The organism is Streptomyces sp. UNOC14_S4, assembly GCF_020740835.1.
Lineage (GTDB): Bacteria > Actinomycetota > Actinomycetes > Streptomycetales > Streptomycetaceae > Streptomyces.
Map to the genome: position 1 here is coordinate 1 of NZ_JAINFC010000123.1, position 17,109 is coordinate 17,109.

Consider the following 17,109-nt stretch of genomic DNA (forward strand, 5'->3'; position numbering starts at 1 on the left):
CATCCGTTCCGGTCATCCCCCGCCGCCCGCGCCCCGCGCCGCGCAGGCCCGTGCCACTGTGTGCGCATGACGACGGCAGGGGTACGGGCGACGCCCACCGGTATCGAGGGCGTCGTGGCCCGGATGCGCTCGCTGGCGCGGACCCTGCCCCCGCGCGACGGGGTCGCGGTCTTCAACCGGGTCTACCTCACGGTCACCGAGGAGATCGGCCGCCGCGCCGCGGCCGGGGCGTTCGCGGACCGGGCGACGGCGACGGAGCTCGACGTACGGTTCGCCGCGCGCTATCTGACCGCCGTCGACGGGGCGGCCGCCGGGCGCCGGGCCCCCGCGTGCTGGCGCCCCCTCCTCCAGCTCCGGGGGCACCCCGGCATCCGCCCGCTCCAGTTCGCCCTGGCGGGCATCAACGCGCACATCGGCCACGACCTGCCGCTCGCCCTGGCCGAGACGTGCCGGGCCCTCGCTCTCGAACCGCACGCCCTGGAAGGCGACTTCGACCGCGTCGGCGAGCTCCTCGTCACCCTGGAGGAGCGGGTCCGGGAGGAACTGGCCCCGGGGCCGGACCTGCTGGACGTGGCCGACCCCCTGGTGCACCTCGTGGGCGCCTGGAGCCTGGAGGCGGCGCGGGCCGCCGCGTGGGCGTCCTTCAGGGGCCTGTGGGCAGTGCGCGATCTTCCGGACGTGGCAGCGGACCTGACGGAACGTCTGGACTCGGGCGTGGGCCTGGTGAGCCGCTGCCTCCTGACCCCTTTGGGGTGACCCACCTAGCGGAACGCATGCCCACAACCGGGGGGAGGGGCATACAGCGACCGCACCCCATCAGGGGCGCGGGGAACTGCGCGACAAGCCCCCACCGGACCCGTCAGCCGCGCTGCCAAGCGCAAGAGGCAGCCCAGTAGGCACGGGGGCCTGGGGGCGGAGCCCCCAGGAGACGGCGAGAACCCCGGCGCGCGTCAGTCCTCCGGCAGTTCGACCGGCGCCAGCTCGTCGTACAGATCGCCCGGCCCCGGATTCGTGGCATCCGTCGCGCCGCCGAACTGATGCATGACGCCCCACACCGCGTTGAGCGCCGTCTGCACGGCACCCTCCGCCCAGCCCGCCGTCCAGGAGATGTCGTCGCCCGCGAGGAACAGGCCGCGCTTGTCCTCCGGCAGGAGGTCCTGCATGAAGTGGGTGAACAGGCGCCGCTGGTAGCGGTAGTGGCCCGGCAGGTTGGCCTTGAACGCGCCCATGAAGTAGGGCTCGTTCTCCCAGGAGACGGTCACCGGGTTGCCGATGATGTGCTTCCTGATGTCGACCTTGGGGTAGATCTCGCCGAGCGACTTCAGCATGACCTCCATCCGCTCGTTCGCGGACAGCGGCAGCCACTTGAGGCTGTCGTCGCACCAGGTGTAGGAGAGGCAGATCACGGCCGGCTGGTTCGGGCCGTTGTCGAGCAGATACGTACCGCGCGTCATCCGGTCCGTCAGCGTCATCGACATGACGTCACGCCCGGTGTCCTCGTCCTTGTCCAGCCAGAACGGCCGGTCGACCGGCACGAACAGCTTGGAGGACTCCATGTAGTGGGTGCGCTCCATCGCCGTCCAATGGTCGATGGGGAAGAGCGCGTCGTCACAGGCGATCTTCGACAGCAGCATCCAGGACTGGGCGGTGAAGACGGCCGCCTTGTACGTGCGGATGTCACCGGTCGCGTCGGTCACCGTGATGTGGTTGCCCGCCGTGCGGTGCAGCCGGGTGACGGCCGGGCGCGGGTCGCCGTCGTGCAGGGAGGACAGCGAGGTGCCGGGCGCCCAGTGCACGATCTTCTCCGGCTCGCGCTCCCACAGGCGCACCGGGAGCTGCTGGCTGCCCCCGACGATGCCGCGGTGGTGGTCGTCCGCCTCGGTGTAGACGACGCGCAGGATCTCCAGGATGGAGTTGGGGAAGTCGGTGTCCCAGCCGCCGGTGCCGAAGCCGACCTGGCCGAAGATCTCGCGGTGGCGGAAGGACTTGAAGGCGGTGGACTCGCAGAGGAAGCCGTAGAAGGTCTGGTTGTCGAGCTTCTCCACGAGCTTCGCCCAGATCTCGCGGATGCGCGGCACGTCGCGCTCGCGCAGGGCGCGGTTCATGTCGGAGAAGTCGGCGCCCTCCTCCAGGCAGGCGTTCCACGCGTCCGCGACCTCGCGGTAGACCGGCGGCAGGTCGTCGATGGTCTGCGCGTAGTGCGACTCGCCCTTGAGGTCGACGACGGTCGACGGGGTGTCGGGGGCCAGCGGGTTGGGGAACGCCTTGGTCTCCAGGCCCACCAGGTCGATGTAGTACTGGAGGGCGGTGGAGCTCGGGGGGAAGCGCATCGCGCCCATCTCGGCGGTCAGCGAGGGGTCGCAGCCCTCGAAGCCGACGGTGCGCAGCCGCCCGCCGATCCGATCGGCCTCGTAGACGACGGGCTTGAGGCCCATCTTCATCAGCTCGTAGGCGGTGATGATGCCGGAGAGGCCACCACCGATGACCGCGACCTCGGTGCCGTGCTCGGTCGCGGGTATCTGCCCGAGACCCGCCGGGTGGGCGAGGTAGTCGTCGTACGGGAAGGGGAAGTCCGGACCGACCATGGTGATCGGCGGGAGGGCCGGCTGCGACGGCTCGTCGTGGGCGGCGTTGGGCACCATGGACGTCATCGGCTGAACTCTCCTGCGGGAAAAAGGGGGGAACAGTGGGGGGTGTACTGCTTCGGCTGTGTCAGCCGAGCGCGCCGTACAGCTCCGGACGGCGGTCGTTCAGGTAGGTGTTCTCGGCGCGGGACGCCTTGAGCAGCGCGGGGTCCACGTCCGCGATGATCAGGTCCTCGCCCGCGCCCGCCCGCGCCCGTACGGTGCCGTCGGGGGCGGCGAGGCAGCTGAGGCCGGCGAAGGTGAACTCGCCCTCGGTGCCGCAGCGGTTGGCGTAGGCGATGTAGAGCTGGCTCTCCCAGGCGCGGGCCGGGACGATCGTCTGCGGGACGATCTCGTACGGGCGCATCAGCGCGGTCGGGACGAGCAGCAGCTCGGTGCCCGCGAGGGCGTGGGCGCGGACGGTCTCCGGGAACTCGACGTCGTAGCAGATCAGCACGCCGAGGCGGACGCCGTCGAAGTCGGCCTGCACGACGGCCTCGTCGCCGGGGGTGAAGTACGCGCCTTCGAAGTCCCCGAAGAGGTGGGTCTTGCGGTAGTGGGCGAGGCGGGCCCCGTCCGGCGCGATGAGCTGGAAGGAGTTGTGGACGGCGGTGCCGTCGCGCTCGGGGTAGCCGTAGCCGATGGCCAGGCCGCACTCGTCGGCGATCGCGGCGACCGCGGACGCGCCCGGTCCGTCGGCCGCCTCCGCGCGGCCGACGACGTCGGCGCCGAGGGCGTAGCCGGTCAGGTAGAGCTCGTTGGTGAGCAGCAGCCGGGCACCGGCTCCGGCGGCCCTGCGGGCGGCGCCCGCGAGGGCGTCGAGGGTCTCACCGGTGGAGGAGGGAACGCCAGGAGGGCCCTGGTACAGCGCGATGCGCAGCGGCGGCGTCATGCGACCTCTCTTCACCTGATCGAGGGGTTCCGTTAAGACGCCTTGACGGTACGGGCCGGTAACTCCGACGGACAAGGCACCTCTGTTGCGCATCGACGCATCATTCGTTGCGCGTTACGGGACGCAAACAACGATTCGTTGCGCACCGGCCCCTGAAAGGGGCGCGGGGAACTGCGCGACCAGCCGAAACGCACCCGCAGCCGCGCGCAAAGCGCAAGAGGCACCCCATTAGGCGGGCACCGGGGCCTCAGGAAGGCGCCCCGGAAGTGAAACGCCGCAGAAGCGGCGAAAGAACAAGAACGGACTTCGTCCGTTCCACGAACGGCTCCCCCGCAATCCGCTCCAGGACCCGCTCGAAGTGCCGCATGTCGGAGGCGAAGACCTGCACGATGGCGTCCGCCTCACCGGTCACGGTGGAGGCGGACGCCACTTCGGGGTAGCGCGCGAGGCCGCGGTGGATGGCCTCGGGCGAGGTGTTGCGACGGCAGTAGATCTCGATGAAGCCCTCGGTCTCCCAGCCGAGCGCCGCCGGGTCCACCCGGACGGTGAACCCGGTGATGGCGCCCTCGGCGCGGAGCTTGTCCACGCGGCGCTTGACGGCGGGCGCGGAGAGGCCGACCTCGGTGCCGATGTCGGCGTAGGAGCGTCGGGCGTCCTCGGCGAGGGCGTGGACGATGCGTTCGTCGAGATCGTTCAGTCGCACTGCGGGGAAATCACTTCTCTAGGGGTACCTGCACATCTTCCCGGGCGAGCCGCGAGCGGTTCTTCCCGTACCCGAAGTAGATCACGAGCCCGACGGCCATCCAGACACCGAAGACCATCCAGGTGACGGGGTCCAGGCTGCCCATCATGTAGATGCACAGGAGGAAGCCGATGGCCGGGAAGAGCGGGCTGAGCGGCACCCGGAAGGTGCGGTGCATGGCGGGGCGGGTCCGGCGCAGCACGATGACCGCGATGTTGACCAGGGCGAAGGCGAAGAGCGTGCCGATGCTGGTGGCGTCGGCGAGCTGGCCGAGCGGCACGGCGGCGGCGAGGATGCCGCAGAAGGCCGAGACGATGATCGTGTTGGCGCGGGGGGTGCCGCTCTTGGGGTCGACCTTGGAGAAGATCTTGGGCACCAGGCCGTCGCGGGACATCGCGAAGAGGATGCGGGTCTGGCCGTAGAGCACGGTCAGCACGACGCTGGCGATGGCGATGACGGCACCGGCCGCGAGCAGCACGGCCCAGAAGCCCTGGCCGGTCACGTCCTTCATGATCCCGGCGAGCGCGGCCTCGCTGCCCTCGAACTTCTGCCACGGCATGGCGCCCACGGCGACGGCCGCGACCAGGCAGTAGAGCGCGGTGACGATGATCAGCGAGAGCATGATCGCGCGGGGCAGGTCGCGCTGGGCGTCCTTGGCCTCCTCGCCTGCGGTGGAGGCGGCGTCGAAGCCGATGTAGGAGAAGAAGAGCGAGGCGCCCGCGGAGCTCAGGCCCGCGATGCCCAGCGGCATGAAGGGGGCGTAGTTGCCCGCCTTGACGCCCTGGAAGGCGACACCGCAGAAGAGCAGCAGCGCGGCGATCTTCACCACGACCATGATCGTGTTGGCGCGGGCACTCTCCTTGGCGCCGCCCAGCAGGAAGGCCATGCACAGCAGTACGACGAGCAGGGCGGGCAGGTTGAAGACGCCGCCGTCGCCGGGCGGGTTCGCCAGGGAGGCGGGGATCGTCACGCCGATCGTGCCGTCGAGCAGCTCGTTGAGGTACTGCCCCCAGCCGACGGCGACGGCCGCGACCGAGACGCCGTACTCCAGGATCAGACACCAGCCGCAGACCCAGGCGACGAGCTCGCCGAGGGTGGCGTAGGCGTAGGAGTACGAGGAGCCGGAGACCGGGATGGTGCCCGCGAGCTCCGCGTAGGACAGCGCCGAGAACAGGGCGGTGATGCCCGCGATGACGAACGACACGATGACGGCGGGGCCCGCCTTGGGCACCGCTTCGCCGAGCACCACGAAGATGCCGGTGCCGAGGGTCGCGCCGATGCTGATCATCGTCAGCTGCCACATGCCGAGCGAGCGGCGGAGCGAGCCGCCCTCGCCCTGGCCGCCTTCGGCGACCAGGCGTTCGACCGGCTTCCGCCGCATGATGCCGGTGCCGTGGCCGCCGGGCGGCAGGGGGGACTGCTCGGTGGGCGCAGGCGCTGTGCCGTGGTCCAACACTGAGGTCGCTCCGTTTCGTCGCTTACCGGTGGAGACCGGAGACCGCAGCGGCCGCCCGCGGGTGCGTCGGGGGGTGAGCAACCCGGGTAGATGCGGGGGACCGCGAGAAGCGGTACCCGCCACTCCACGTACTGCGGAGGACCCTATGAGCTGGGGCCCCACGCTCGGAATGCACCATTCTTGCGCATGCCCGCACGATCATTGCGTCTGCGTGCCAAGAACGGACGTTCGTTGCATGTCACCTTACGAATCGGTACATGTAGGAGTCAACAAAGGCCCGGAGCCCGAGACCGGAATGAGATCCGAGGGCCATCAGGGCATGCGAAAGGGGCGCGGCCCGGAGAACCGGAACCGCGCCCCTCAAGGGATCGCGTACTGCGGATTACCGCTCAGTACTTCAGCACTGAGCGACGACCGCTCACTGCCAGCTGGCGTGCAGCGGCTTGCCCTCGGCGTAGCCCGCGGCGCTCTGGACGCCGACGACGGCCCGCTCGTGGAACTCCTCCAGGGAGCCCGCGCCCGCGTAGGTGCAGGAGCTGCGGACGCCCGCGATGATCGAGTCGATCAGGTCCTCGACGCCCGGGCGGGTCGGGTCGAGGAACATCTTCGAGGTGGAGATGCCCTCCTCGAAGAGGGCCTTGCGGGCCCGGTCGTAGGCCGACTCGTCGCTGGTGCGGTTACGCACGGCGCGGGCCGAGGCCATGCCGAAGCTCTCCTTGTACAGACGGCCGTCGGCGGTCTGCTGGAGGTCGCCCGGGGACTCGTACGTCCCGGCGAACCAGGAGCCGATCATGACGTTGGAGGCACCGGCGGCGAGCGCCATGGCGACGTCGCGCGGGTGACGGACACCACCGTCGGCCCAGACGTGCTTGCCGTACTTCTTCGCCTCGGCGGCGCACTCCAGGACGGCGGAGAACTGCGGACGGCCCACGCCGGTCATCATGCGGGTGGTGCACATGGCGCCCGGACCCACGCCGACCTTGATGATGTCGGCGCCCGCCTCGATGAGGTCGCGCACGCCCTCGGCGGCGACGATGTTGCCCGCGACGATCGGGACCTGCGGGTCCAGACCGCGGACGGCCTTGACCGCGGCGATCATGCCTTCCTGGTGGCCGTGCGCGGTGTCCACGACGATGGTGTCGGCACCGGCCTCCAGCAGGGCCTTGGCCTTGCCCGCCACGTCGCCGTTGATGCCGACGGCGGCGGCGACGCGCAGCTTGCCGTCCTTGTCGGTGGCCGGGGTGTAGAGCGTCGCGCGCAGCGCGCCCTTGCGGGTCAGGATGCCCGCCAGCCGGCCGTCCGCGTCGACGGCGGGGGCGAGCTTGCGGTGCGCGGCGTCGAGCTGGTTGAACGCCTCGCGCGGGTCCATGTCGGCGTCGAGGAGCAGCAGCTCCGTGGACATGACCTCGGACAGCTGGGTGAAGCGGTCCACGCCGGTCAGGTCGTGCTCGGTGACGACGCCGACCGGGCGGCGCTCGTCGTCGACGACGACACCGGCGCCGTGGGCGCGCTTGGGCAGCAGCGCCAGCGCGTCGGCGACGGTCTGGGTGGGCGCGAGGACGATGGGCGTGTCGAGCACGAGGTGCCGGCCCTTGACCCAGGAGATGACCTCGGCGACGACCTCGATCGGGATGTCCTGGGGGATGACGACGATGCCGCCGCGGCGGGCGACCGTCTCGGCCATGCGGCGGCCGGCGATGGCGGTCATGTTGGCGACCACGAGGGGGATGGTGGTCCCGGTCCCGTCGGTGGAGCTGAGGTCCACACCCTGCCGGGAGCCGACCGCGGAGCGGCTGGGCACCATGAACACGTCGTCGTACGTCAGGTCGTACGACGGCTTCTGGTCGTTGAGGAAACGCATACTGGCTCTCTCACCTGCGGTTTTGAGTACAAAGCGGGTGGGGAGTCAGCACCGAACCAACCGCCGGATCGGGCTGAGGTTCCTGGACCCATCATCCATGATGCTCCCGCGAACCGACGAACCGGAGGCCGATTCTCATGGCTTCCCCCAGGGCCGGGCACCCCCGTCTGTGCTTTCGAACAGATGGGACGGACGGGGGTGCGCGCTCACGCGGCGAGCCGCTTGAGACGGTCCACCGCGTCCTGGAGGACCTCGGTCCGCTTGCAGAAGGCGAAGCGGACGAACGGCGCGCCCTCGGCCCGGTTGTCGTAGAAGACGGCGTTGGGGATCGCGACGACGCCCGCCCGCCCGGGGAGCGCCTGGCAGAAGGCGAAGCCGTCGTCCTCGCCGAGGGGGCGGATGTCGGTGGTGATGAAATACGTGCCCGCGGGGCGGTGGACGGTGAAGCCCGCCTCGGCGAGCCCGGTGGCCAGCAGGTCGCGCTTGGCCCGCAGGTCGGCGCGGAAGCCGTCGAAGTAGCTCGCGGGCAGGCGCAGGGCCTCCGCGACCGCGTACTGGAACGGGCCGGAGGCGACGAAGGTCAGGAACTGCTTGGCCGAGCGGACCGCGGCGACCAGGGGCGCCGACGCCGTGACCCAGCCCACCTTCCAGCCGGTGAACGAGAACGTCTTGCCCGCCGAGCCGATGGTGACGGTCCGCTCCCGCATCCCGGGGAAGGAGGCGAGCGGGACGTGCTCGGCATCGTCGAAGACGAGGTGCTCGTAGACCTCGTCGGAGACGACGAGCAGGTCGTGCTCGACGGCGAGTGCCGCGATCGCGGCCAGCTCGTCGCGCGGGAGCACGGCGCCCGTCGGATTGTGCGGGGTGTTGATCAGCAGCACCCGGGTGCGGGGCGTGATCGCGTCCCGCAGCTCGTCGAGGTCGAGCCGGAAGGCGCCGTCCCGCGGGCGGAGCGTCACCGGGACCCGCTTGCCGCCCGCCATGGCGATGCACGCGGCGTACGAGTCGTAGTACGGCTCCAGGGCGACGACCTCGTCACCGGGGTGGACCAGGGACAGCAGGGACGCGGCGATGGCCTCGGTCGCCCCGGCCGTGACCAGGACCTCGGTGTCGGGGTCGAAGTCCAGGGCGTAGCGCTCGCGCTGGTGGCCGGCGACGGCGAGGCGCAGCTCGGGCACGCCCGGGCCCGGCGGGTACTGGTTGCCGCGGCCGTCGCGCAGCGCGCGGACGGCCGCCTCCCGGATCTCCTCCGGGCCGTCGGTGTCGGGGAAGCCCTGCCCGAGGTTGATCGAGCCGGTCCGGACCGCCAAGGCGGACATCTCCGCGAAGATGGTCGTTCCGAACTCCGCCAGACGGCTGTTGACGGGCTTTCGGGTCATGGTCGCTACTCCCTCGGCAGAAACGGTCCGGACTCCAGCTTCCACGATCATGCCGGGTGACGGCCGGGCGTTCCCGGCCAACCCCCGAACCGGCGCAGACGAACGAGCACGGGCGAACCGGACCGGCGCCGGTGAACGCGGTGTGACAACGGGCCCGCTCCCCCTCCTCGGCACACCGGGGCAGGACTACGATCCGAGAACCGCCCGGACGACCGGATGACTGGAGCTCCCATGACGCTGCTGATCACGTGGCCCGAGTCCGGACCGGCGACCGTCCTCCGCCGGACCTGCGACCCCTCCGCCGTCGCCGCGGCGCTGGCACCGGCCGGTGTGCGGTACGAGCGGTGGCCGGTCCGCGACGACGTCCCCACCGGCGCCGGTCCCGAGGCCGTCCTCACCGCGTATCGCACCGAGGTCGACCGGCTGACCGCCGAGGAGGGCTTCGCCACCGTCGACGTGGTGGCCCTGCACCCGGACGGCACCCCCGGCTGGCGGGACAGGGCGAAGGCCGCGCGCGAGAAGTTCCTCGCCGAACACACGCACGACGATGACGACGAGGTCCGCTTCTTCGTCGCGGGCGCGGGCGTGTTCTACCTGCACGTGAACGGCGAAGTGCACGCCGTGCACTGCGAGAAAGGCGACCTGCTGGGCGTCCCGCGCGGCACCACGCACTGGTTCGACATGGGCACCGAGCCCTCCTTCACCGCGATCCGCTTCTTCCATCAGGAGGACGGCTGGATCGGCACCTTCACCGGCAGCGACATCGCGTCCCGCTTCCCCTCCTTCGACGAGATCCACGCCGCGCGCCCGGGACGGGCCGCATGACCCTGCGCTTCACCGCGGACTGCGTGGTCCTGGACATCGAGGGCACCACGAGCGCCACGGGCTTCGTGGTCGACGTGCTCTACCCGTACTCGCGCAAACGGTTCGGCACACTGCTGACCGAGCGCGCCGACGAGCCCGAGGTCCGGCGGGCCGTCGGCCAGGTACGCGACCTCCTCGGCGAGCCCGGCGCCGACGCGGCACGCGTCGAGGAGGCCCTGAACTCCTGGCTGGACGAGGACCGCAAGGCGACCCCCCTGAAGACCCTCCAGGGCATCGTCTGGTCCGAGGGCTTCGCCTCGGGCGAGCTGGTCTCGCACTTCTACGAGGACGTGGTGCCCGCGCTGCGCCGCTGGCACGCGGACGGCGTACGGCTCCACGTCTACTCCTCGGGCTCGGTGGCCGCCCAGCGCTCCTGGTTCGGGCACAGCGCGGAGGGCGACCTGCTGCCGCTTGTCGACGGCCTGTACGACACGGGAAACGCCGGTCCGAAGCGGTCCCCCGCCTCCTACCGCACGATCACCGCCGCCATCGGCACGGCCCCGGACCGCGCCCTCTTCCTCTCCGACCACCCCGCCGAACTGGACGCGGCCCGCGCGGCGGGCTGGCTCACGGCGGGGGTACGCCGTCCCGGCGAGCCGTACCACGCGCTGGGCGGCGGCCATCCCACCACGGGCTCGTTCGCCGACGTCGAGATCACCACCGGGAGGAGCTCCCCGTGACCGAAACCGCCGACGACACGGCCGACGGAACGCCCGACGACACGGCCGGCAGCGGCCTGGACGTGGAGCAGGCGGGAGCGGTACTGGCCGCGGAGGCCGCCCGCTTCGCCTCCTTCGGCTGGATGCGCGGCACCGCGGGCAACCTGTCGGTCGTGACGGGCCGCGACCCGCTGCGCCTCGCCGTGACCGCGAGCGGCCTCGACAAGGGCGAGCTCACGCCCTCCGACGTGGTCGTGGTGGACGGTGACGGGGCCGCCGTCGACGGCGGCAGACCGTCCGCGGAGGCCGCCCTGCACGCCCGCGTGGTCCGGCTGACCGGAGCGGGCGCGGTCGTGCACGTCCACACGGTCGCGGCGGTGGCGATGGGCCGACGGCACCCGGAGGGCATCGTCTTCAAGGACCTGGAGATGCTCAAGGGCCTCGGACAGCCCGCGCACGACCAGGAGGTCACCCTCCCGGTCGTGGCCAACAGCCAGGACATGCGCGTACTCGGCGACCGCCTCGCCGCCGCGCGGGACCCGCGCATGCCGGCGGTCCTGGTGGCCGGGCACGGCCTGTACGTCTGGGGACCCGATCCCCGGCGGGCGCGCCACCACACGGAGGTCGTGGAGTGGCTCCTGGAACTGGAACTGGCGTCCGGCTCCGCCTTCCGGGGTGCCTCGTAGGCCCGGTGCGCGTCTGCGGGCCGGTGGGGGGCTGGTCGCGCAGTTCCCCGCGCCCCTGACGGGGCGCCCCCGGAGAATTGACTCAGCTACCGTCCGGATCCGCCCGGTCCAACGCGGGCCGCGGGCCGGGGCCCGTCTCGTGCAGGAGGAAATCCGCCGCCGCCGTATCCGTCACCAGGCTCGTGACCAGACCCGACCGCAGCACCGCCCCGATCGCCGCGGCCTTCCGCAGGCCACCCGCGATCGCGACGACCTCCGGTATGCGCCGGAGGCGGTCCGCCTCGACCGTGATGCAGCGCTCGCCCAGGTCACGGCCGATACGGCGACCCTCGGCGTCGAAGAGGTGCGCGGACATCTCCGCCGCGGCGCCGAGCGACGCGTAGTGCTCGCGCTCGTCCTCGCCCAGCATGTCGTAGACGGTCGAGATGCCCGGCGCCCAGGAGCCGATGGACACGGCGGCCACCGTGACCTTGTCGAAATAGTCGAACGCCCGCGCGATGCCGGTCTGGCCGCGCAGCGCCGCCGCGGTGGCCGAGTCGGGGAGCAGCATCGGCGCGTAGATGGGGTGGGCCTCGCCCCCGGACACCTGGGCCGCGCGGCGCACGGCCTCCACCGAGCCGCGCTCGGCGGTGCCCGCGTCGTAGACGCCGGTCAGCTGCACGACCGTGCAGGGCGGCAGCCGGTGCAGGGCCGCGGCCATGTGGATGGTGGAGCGGCCCCAGGCCAAGCCCAGGACGTCACCCTCGTGCACGAGCTCACCGAGCAGGTCGGCGGCCACCTCACCGAGGTTCTCCGGGTCCGGCGCGTCGTCCGCGGCGTCGGCCGGGGACTCCACGACGACGGCGTGCCGCAGGCCGTAGCGGGCGCGCAGCGCGTCGGAGCGCTCCGCGTCCAGCTCGGCGGGCACACGGATCTCGATGCGCACCAGATCCCGCTCCAGGGCCGTCTCCAGGACCCGGGCCACCTTGAAGCGGCTCACGCCGAACTCCTCGGCGATCTGGATCTTCGACTTGCCCTCGAGATAGAAGCGGCGAGCCATGGCCGCCGCCTGCACCAGCTCGGCCGGTCCCATCGGCGTGGCTGAACGGCCCGTCGACACCACGGTCTCCTCACTCCTGTGTTCGCGCTTGTGGACGTAGGCCGTCATCCTGTCAGAAACGGCGGTCCTTTGATCAGGCCCTGGGCTGCGTCAGTGCGCGCAGGCCCGGATCTGCTCCGCCTGCGCCCGCAGCGAGCGTACGGCGGCGGCGGGGTCCTCGGCACCATAGACGGCGGAGCCCGCCACGAAGACGTCCGCGCCCGCCTCGGCGCACCGCTCGATCGTCCGCTCCGACACCCCGCCGTCGACCTGGAGCCACAGGTCCAGACCGTGCTTGTCGATCAGCTTACGGGCGCGGCGGATCTTGGGCAGCATGATGTCGAGGAAGGCCTGGCCACCGAAGCCGGGCTCCACCGTCATGATCAGCAGCATGTCCAGCTCGGGGAGCAGGTCCTCGAACGGCTCGATGGGCGTCGCGGGCCTCAGCGCCATCGACGCGCGGGCGCCCTTGGCCCGGATCTCCCGCGCCAGCCGCACCGGCGCGGCGGCCGCCTCCACATGGAAGGTCACCGAGCCCGCGCCCGCCTCGACGTACTGCGGCGCCCAGCGGTCCGGGTCCTCGATCATCAGGTGGCAGTCCAGCGGGGTGTCCGTCGCCCCGCTGAGCGACTCCACCACCGGCACGCCGAGCGTGAGGTTGGGGACGAAGTGGTTGTCCATCACGTCGACGTGGAGCCAGTCGGCTCCCTTGACCGCCTGGGCCTCGTCGGCGAGCCGGGCGAAGTCGGCGGACAGGATGCTGGGGTTGATCTGCGCGGGCATGCCTCTAGCGTGCCACGTCGCTGCCGCGAGCCAACGCCCGGGGGAACCGTGGGAGAGGCGCTCCCGGGGACAGGGCACCGGGCCCCGTAAGGGGCGCGGGGAACTGCGCGGCCAGTCACGCACGGCTGGCAGCCGCGCGCCGGGCGCAAGAGGCACCCCCGTAGGCCGCGGGGGTCCGGGGGCGGCAGCCCCCGGTGGGTTCCCCGAACGTCAGGCGGTGCGCCTCAGCAGGGCCAGATACATCGCATCCGTGCCGTGCAGATGCGGCCACAGCTGCACATCCGGCCCGTCCCCCAGCCCCGGCACATCCCCGAGAAGCGGCCTCGCATCGATCCACTCCGCCGTCACATCGCTCCGCTTCAGCACGTCGTCCACGACCGCCCGCGTCTCCGCCGGATGCGGCGAGCACGTCGCGTACCCGACGACGCCCCCGACCCGCGCGGCCCGCAGCGCCTGGCGCAGCAGCTCCCGCTGGAGCGGGGCGAAACCGGCGATGTCCTCGGGGCGGCGGCGCCAGCGTGCCTCGGGGCGGCGGCGCAGAGCGCCCAGGCCGCTGCAGGGCACGTCGACGAGGACGCGGTCGAAGGAGCCCTCGCGCCACGGCGGACGCGTACCGTCGGCGGTGATGACCTGGTACGGGCCGGGGTTGCCGGCCAGCGCGCGCTCCACCAGGCGCGCGCGGTGCGGCTGCTTCTCGGAGGCCAGCAGCGCGGCACCGCGCTGCGCGGCCAGCGCGCCGAGCAGCGCCGCCTTGCCGCCGGGGCCCGCGCAGCCGTCCAGCCAGCGCGCGTCCGGGCCGTCCAGCGGGGCGTTCGCGAGGGCGAGGGCGACCAGCTGGCTGCCCTCGTCCTGGACGCCCGCCCGGCCCTCGCGCACGGGGTCCAGGGCGCCCGGCTCGCCACCCTCGGCGAGCCGTACCGCGTACGGCGACCAGCGGCCGGGCAGCGCCTCCGGGCCGGCCGCGGCCAGCAGTTCCTCGGTGGTGGCCCGCCCGGGGCGGGCGACCAGGGTGACCTCGGGCCGTTCGTTGTCGGCCTCCAGCAGGTCCTCGATGCCGGCGCGGCCGCCGCCGAGCGCGTCCCACAGCGCGGAGACGACCCAGCGCGGGTGCGCGTGCACGACGGCGAGGTGGTCCTCGGGGTCGTCCTCGTAGGGCGGGGCGACCTTCTCCAGCCACTCGTCGAAGTCGTGGGCCGCGATCCGCCGCAGGACGGCGTTGACGAACTTGGCGCGGCCGTCACCGAGCACGACCCGCGCCAGCTCGACGCTGGCCGACACGGCGGCGTGCGGCGGGATGCGCGTACCGAGCAGCTGGTGCGCGCCCAGGCCGAGCACGTCCAGCACCGGCGGGTCGACCTCGCGCAGCGGCCGGTCGATGCAGGCGGCGATGATCGCGTCGTACGTCCCCTGGCGACGCAGCGTGCCGTAGACGAGCTCGGTGGCGAGCGCGGCGTCGCGCGCGTCGATGCCGCCCTTCTCCCGGCCCTTCTCGCGGGCCTTGCGCAGCAGCGGCGGCAGCACGAGATTCGCGTAGGCGTCCCGCTCGTCGACGGCCCGCAGTGCCTCGAAGGCCAGGATCCGGACCGGGTCCTTCTTGGGACGGCGGTGCGGTCGTGCGGGGCGGCGGGCCTGATCGTTCACGAAAGGTGCTCCGGGTGCTGGGGTACTGAAACCCCCAGCCTACGCGCCCCGTAAGGGGCGCGGGGCTGTGACATGATGCGGCTCCGCCGCGTGGGCGCGACCAGCCACGGACGACCCGCAGCCGCACACCAACCCCACGAGGCACCCCCATAGGCGCGACGGCGACTACCCGACCCGCTCGCCCTCGGCGATACGCACCCCACGCGCCCAGTCGGCGGCAGCCATCGGCTTCTTGCCCTGCGGCTGCACCCACAGCAGCTGCACCGCGTGCGAACCGGTGCCCACGTGCACGGAGTTCTTCGCGGCGGCGATCTGCCCCGGGGCGAGGTCGGTGCGGTCGGGGGCGAGCGCCACGGACATCACCTTGAGGCGCTCCCCGCGGAAGACGGTCCAGGCGCCGGGCGCGGGCGCGCAGCCGCGTACCACCCGGTCGACGCGCAGCGCGGGCGCGGCCCAGTCCAGCCGGGCGTCCTCGACCTGGATCTTCGGGGCGAGGGAGATGCCCTCGGCGGGCTGGGGCACGGCCTGGAGGGTGCCGTCCTCGATGCCGTCCATGGTGGCCGTGAGCAGCCCGGCACCCGCGAAGGCGAGCCGGGTCAGCAGGTCGCCACTGGTGTCCGTGGGCCGGATCTGCTCGGTGAGCACGCCGAAGACGGGGCCGGAGTCCAGGCCCTCCTCGATCAGGAACGTCGAGGCGCCGGTGACCTCGTCGCCCGCGAGGATCGCGTGCTGGACGGGGGCGGCACCGCGCCACGCGGGCAGCAGCGAGAAGTGGAGGTTGACCCAGCCGTGCTTGGGGATCTCCAGCGCGGCCTTGGGCAGCAGGGCGCCGTAGGCGACGACGGGGCAGGCGTCGGGCGCGATCTCGCGCAGCCGGGCGAGGAACTCCGCATCGCGCGGGCGGGCGGGCTTGAGCACCTCGATGCCCGCCTCCTCGGCACGCTCGGCGACCGGGCTGGCGACGAGCCTGCGGCCGCGCCCGGCGGGGGCGTCGGGCCGGGTCACCACGGCGGCCACCTCGTGGCGGCCGGAGGCGAGCAGGGCGTCGAGGGCGGGGACGGCGACCTCGGGGGTACCGGCGAAGACCAGCTTCATGGGTGGCGGACTACCTCTCCTGGGACACCGGAGCAGCCGAACCGAAGGAGTCGGAAGGGAACGGCCGAAGGGAACAGCCAACCAGTCTAGGGGGCCCGGCCTTCAGGGGGCGTGCGGCCCTTCACGCGCCCCATTCCGGAGGATGTGCGCCCCCATACCGTGACCCGGCGGGCGGTGGCGCGTTGTGGTCAAGAGAGATTGACCTGGTCGGGCCGCTGTCGCGGCCCGCTTCCGTTGGTTGTCAACTCTCGCCCTTTTTTAGTCCTTTTACCCCGCCGGTCCGAGAGGCTTCTTCATGGCCGACCACGCAACCCACGACGCCCAGGCACGGGCCAGCCTGCATCTTCTGGTCCGGGACATCGAGCGGGTCCGCAGGCAGGTGGACGCCCTGCGCACCCTCACCGCTCAGCTGGGCAATGTCTACCGCCCGCGGCGCACCGGCCCGTCCGCCGGCTTCGTCGTCTACGGGCGGGCTCCCGCGCCGACCGTCCGGCTGGCCCAGGAGCTGCGGGACAGCGTCGAGACGCTGGTGACAGCCGCGGTGGACTTCGACCGCTCGCTCGGCTTCTCGTGGGACGCGGTCGGTTCGGCACTGGGCGTCACCAAGCAGGCGGTGCACCGGCGTTACGGCGCGCGCCGCTCCGCCGGGCAGACGGCGGCGGAGAGCGCGGAGGCGGTGCGCACGGCCGAGCCGTCGGCCGTGCCGGTGGTCCCGGCGGCCAGGACGGTGCCGGGCCAGCTCCAGGGCCAGACCGCCGCGCACCGCGACGAGCCGCGGCCGCCCGCCTTCCCCGGCCCGCGCAACGGCTGAACGGCCGCTGCCCGGCGGCCCGTCAGCGTCCGTCCGTACATCACGGACGTACGGACGTCACGGACGTACGGACGTCACGGACGTACGGACGTCACGGACGTACGGACGTCACGGACGTTGCGTATGTCGCCCATGTCGCACCTCAGCCGATGTCCGGCGGGTCGATGCGCAGCCGCACCGGCTCGCCGTCGCGGCGGGCCAGCCGGGCCGCCCGGCCCCTCTTGAGCGCCGCCGCCAGCTCCCCGCCCTGCCCGGGGCGCACCCGCACCAGTGCGCGCTCCCACTGCTCCCCCGGCGGGGGGTCACCGGCCCGGCGCGGGCGTCCGGGCGGGGCCGTCGGCAGCGGCACCGGTCCGAGCACCTCGGCACCGGCGGGCAGCTCGCTCGACGCGATCAGGTCCGCGACGGCCTCCGGGGGACCGCTGACCGCCGCCATCCGGGACACCGGCGGGAAGCCCAGCTCCGCGCGGTCCGCGAGCTCGCGGACCGCGTGCCCGGCCGGATCCCAGCGGACCAGTGCCTGCACGGGCCGCAGCGT

Annotated in this window: 15 protein-coding genes and 1 pseudogene; 5 read left to right on the forward strand and 11 right to left on the reverse strand. The window is 72.5% G+C overall.

Annotation, left to right across the window (positions count from 1 at the left end; translation table 11 throughout):
- The first annotated feature begins 66 nt into the window (after nt 1-66).
- A complete protein-coding gene (locus K6I34_RS13890; RefSeq protein WP_229325817.1) occupies nt 67-756 on the forward strand; it encodes a DUF5995 family protein in 690 nt (229 codons plus the stop codon).
- A gap of 194 nt (nt 757-950) precedes the next feature.
- Here the strand turns inward: K6I34_RS13890 and K6I34_RS13895 are convergent, their stop codons facing one another.
- The 6 genes from K6I34_RS13895 to K6I34_RS13920 form a co-directional block, all read right to left on the reverse strand.
- Nucleotides 951-2,651 carry an NAD(P)/FAD-dependent oxidoreductase gene (locus K6I34_RS13895; protein ID WP_229325819.1) on the reverse strand — a complete coding sequence of 567 codons (1,701 nt, stop codon included), beginning with the start codon at nt 2,649-2,651 and terminating at the stop codon, nt 951-953.
- 61 nt (nt 2,652-2,712) lie between these two features.
- Nucleotides 2,713-3,516 carry a carbon-nitrogen hydrolase family protein gene (locus tag K6I34_RS13900; protein WP_229325822.1) on the reverse strand — a complete coding sequence of 268 codons (804 nt, stop codon included), beginning with the start codon at nt 3,514-3,516 and terminating at the stop codon, nt 2,713-2,715.
- Between the two features lie 247 nt (nt 3,517-3,763).
- A complete protein-coding gene (locus K6I34_RS13905) occupies nt 3,764-4,219 on the reverse strand; it encodes an Lrp/AsnC family transcriptional regulator (RefSeq protein ID WP_229325824.1) in 456 nt (151 codons plus the stop codon).
- A 10-nt stretch (nt 4,220-4,229) separates the two neighbouring features.
- Nucleotides 4,230-5,714: an amino acid permease gene (locus K6I34_RS13910; RefSeq protein ID WP_229325826.1), complete on the reverse strand. Its 1,485-nt coding sequence runs from the start codon at nt 5,712-5,714 to the stop codon at nt 4,230-4,232.
- Between the two features lie 418 nt (nt 5,715-6,132).
- Complete coding sequence (locus K6I34_RS13915; RefSeq protein ID WP_229325828.1) at nt 6,133-7,575, reverse strand: GuaB1 family IMP dehydrogenase-related protein; 1,443 nt, start codon at nt 7,573-7,575, stop codon at nt 6,133-6,135.
- A 206-nt stretch (nt 7,576-7,781) separates the two neighbouring features.
- A complete protein-coding gene (locus tag K6I34_RS13920; RefSeq protein WP_229325830.1) occupies nt 7,782-8,954 on the reverse strand; it encodes a pyridoxal phosphate-dependent aminotransferase in 1,173 nt (390 codons plus the stop codon).
- Nucleotides 8,955-9,185: 231 nt separating this feature from the next.
- Here K6I34_RS13920 and K6I34_RS13925 point away from each other — a divergent pair, with 231 nt between their 5' ends.
- Genes K6I34_RS13925 through mtnB form a run of 3 tightly spaced genes read left to right on the forward strand, consistent with a single transcriptional unit; the run spans nt 9,186 to nt 11,163 of the window.
- Nucleotides 9,186-9,779 (forward strand): acireductone dioxygenase, encoded by a 594-nt coding sequence (locus K6I34_RS13925; protein WP_229325832.1) that lies wholly within the window; start codon nt 9,186-9,188, stop codon nt 9,777-9,779.
- Entirely contained in the window at nt 9,776-10,498 is a 723-nt protein-coding gene (gene mtnC, locus K6I34_RS13930) for an acireductone synthase (RefSeq protein ID WP_229325834.1), read from the forward strand. Before K6I34_RS13925 ends, mtnC begins: the two co-directional genes overlap by 4 nt.
- A gap of 56 nt (nt 10,499-10,554) precedes the next feature.
- Nucleotides 10,555-11,163, forward strand: a complete 609-nt coding sequence (mtnB, locus tag K6I34_RS13935) for a methylthioribulose 1-phosphate dehydratase (protein ID WP_229325843.1) — start codon at nt 10,555-10,557, stop codon at nt 11,161-11,163.
- Between the two features lie 82 nt (nt 11,164-11,245).
- Here the strand turns inward: mtnB and K6I34_RS13940 are convergent, their stop codons facing one another.
- The 4 genes from K6I34_RS13940 to fmt form a co-directional block, all read right to left on the reverse strand.
- The gene (locus K6I34_RS13940; protein WP_229325845.1) at nt 11,246-12,235 is read right to left on the reverse strand and encodes a sugar-binding transcriptional regulator; all 990 of its coding nucleotides are present in this window, start codon (nt 12,233-12,235) and stop codon (nt 11,246-11,248) included.
- Nucleotides 12,236-12,352: 117 nt separating this feature from the next.
- Entirely contained in the window at nt 12,353-13,024 is a 672-nt protein-coding gene (gene rpe, locus K6I34_RS13945; protein ID WP_229325836.1) for a ribulose-phosphate 3-epimerase, read from the reverse strand.
- 210 nt (nt 13,025-13,234) lie between these two features.
- Nucleotides 13,235-14,665 carry an RsmB/NOP family class I SAM-dependent RNA methyltransferase gene (locus tag K6I34_RS13950; protein WP_229325838.1) on the reverse strand — a complete coding sequence of 477 codons (1,431 nt, stop codon included), beginning with the start codon at nt 14,663-14,665 and terminating at the stop codon, nt 13,235-13,237.
- Between the two features lie 165 nt (nt 14,666-14,830).
- Entirely contained in the window at nt 14,831-15,760 is a 930-nt protein-coding gene (gene fmt, locus K6I34_RS13955; RefSeq protein ID WP_229325840.1) for a methionyl-tRNA formyltransferase, read from the reverse strand.
- A gap of 295 nt (nt 15,761-16,055) precedes the next feature.
- Here fmt and K6I34_RS13960 point away from each other — a divergent pair, with 295 nt between their 5' ends.
- Nucleotides 16,056-16,571: a hypothetical protein gene (locus K6I34_RS13960; protein WP_229325842.1), complete on the forward strand. Its 516-nt coding sequence runs from the start codon at nt 16,056-16,058 to the stop codon at nt 16,569-16,571.
- Between the two features lie 142 nt (nt 16,572-16,713).
- On the opposite strand, the pseudogene K6I34_RS13965 reads toward K6I34_RS13960, so the two are convergent.
- Nucleotides 16,714-17,109: pseudogene (locus tag K6I34_RS13965) on the reverse strand (primosome assembly protein PriA); the annotation flags it as partial.